The sequence below is a fragment of the Hymenobacter terrenus genome, assembly GCF_000972495.1.
In the GTDB taxonomy this organism is placed as follows: domain Bacteria; phylum Bacteroidota; class Bacteroidia; order Cytophagales; family Hymenobacteraceae; genus Hymenobacter; species Hymenobacter terrenus.
The window spans coordinates 1-2,049 of sequence record NZ_LATM01000097.1; the positions used below are offsets into that span (position 1 = coordinate 1).

Below are 2,049 nucleotides of genomic sequence, written 5' to 3' on the forward strand. Positions count from 1 at the left end.
AGACACCGATAGTGAACTAGTACCGTGAGGGAAAGGTGAAAAGAACCGGGAATACCGGAGTGAAAAGAACCTGAAACCGTGTGCTTACAAGCAGTTAGAGCCCTTTTGTGGGGTGATAGCGTGCCTTTTGCATAATGAGCCTACGAGTTACTCCTCCCCGGCAAGGTTAAGTGGTTGAAGCCACGGAGCCGCAGCGAAAGCGAGTCTGAACAGGGCGTGCAGTCGGGGGGGGTAGACGCGAAACTTGGTGAGCTACCCATGACCAGGTTGAAGGTGCGGTAACACGCACTGGAGGACCGAACCAGTTTCCGTTGAAAAGGATTTGGATGAGTTGTGGGTAGGGGTGAAAGGCCAATCAAACTGAGAAATAGCTCGTACTCCCCGAAATGTATTGAGGTACAGCGTCGCGGTGAAGGTCACTGGAGGTAGAGCTACCAATAGGACTAGGGGGTGTCAGAGCCTACCGAATCCTGATGAACTCCGAATGCCAGTGGCTATACGCGGCAGTGAGGCCTGGGGTGCTAAGGTCCCCGGCCGAGAGGGAAAGAACCCAGACCAACAGCTAAGGTCCCTAAATCTAGATTAAGTTGAACAAAGGAGGTCCAGTTGCTTTGACAGCCAGGAGGTTGGCTTGGAAGCAGCCATTCCTTTAAAGAGTGCGTAACAGCTCACTGGTCGAGCGACCGGGCATCGATAATACGCGGGCATCAAATCTAGTACCGAAGCTTTGGATGCTACTATGTAGCGTGGTAGGGGAGCATTCTCCTTGCGGTGAAGGTGCGTCGTCAGGCGTGCTGGAGCGTGGAGAAACGCATATGTAGGCATGAGTAACGATAATGGGGGTGCGAAACCCCCACGCCGATAGACTAAGGTTTCCAGCTCAACGCTAATCGGAGCTGGGTTAGTCGGGACCTAAGGGGTAGCCGAAGGGTGAACTCGATGGAGAGCAGGTTAATATTCCTGTACCAATGAATGGAAGTGATGCAGTGACGCAGAAGTGAAAGCACCGCGGGCGGACGGAAGTGCCCGTTGAAGGCCGTAGATATTGGGAGGGTAGTTAAGTACGCCCACTTAGTCGAAAGCTGATAGTACCGTACGTCCTTCGGGACACGCGGATAGTGTGCCTAATCCGACTGCCAAGAAAACCTGCTAAGCGTTTTAACCTATTCATTGCCCGTACCGCAAACCGACACAGGTAGTCAAGGAGAGGATCCTGAGGCGCTCGAGTGAATCACGGCCAAGGAACTCGGCAAAATGGACCTGTAACTTCGGGAGAAGGGTCGCTTCCTGGTAGCAATACCAGAAGCCGCAGTGAAAAGGCCCAGGCGACTGTTTAACAAAAACACATGGCTTTGCTAACGCGCAAGCGGACGTATAAGGCCTGACACCTGCCCGGTGCCGGAAGGTTAAGAGGGGAACTTAGTCGCAAGGCGAAGGTTTGAATCGAAGCCCCGGTAAACGGCGGCCGTAACTATAACGGTCCTAAGGTAGCGAAATTCCTTGTCGGGTAAGTTCCGACCTGCACGAATGGTGTAACGATCTGGGCGCTGTCTCAGCCGTGAGCTCGGTGAAATTGTAGTCTCGGTGAAGATGCCGAGTACCCGCCACGGGACGGAAAGACCCCGTGCACCTTTACTATAGGTTGCCATTGGTGTTGGGTTCGGCATGTGTAGCATAGGCGGGAGGCGCTGAGCCGGGGACGCTAGTTCTCGGGGAGCCGACGTTGAAATACCGCCCTTGCCGTGCCTGATGCCTAATCCACAACGTGGAGACAGTGGCTGCTGGGTAGTTTGACTGGGGTGGTCGCCTCCAAAAGCGTATCGGAGGCTTTCAAAGGTCCGCTCAGTCCGCTTGGTAACCGGACGTAGAGCGCAATAGTAGAAGCGGGCTTGACTGTGAGGCCGACTAGCCGAGCAGGGTCGAAAGACGGATATAGTGATCCGGTGGTTCCGCATGGAAGGGCCATCGCTCAAAGGATAAAAGGTACGCCGGGGATAACAGGCTGATCTCCCCCAAGAGCTCATATCGACGGGGAGGTTTGGCACCTCG

At 54.5% G+C, this 2,049-nt stretch carries 1 rRNA gene; it reads left to right on the plus strand.

The window, feature by feature from the left end:
• Window positions 1-2,049: ribosomal RNA gene (locus WX88_RS26605) — 23S ribosomal RNA — on the plus strand; the annotation flags it as partial.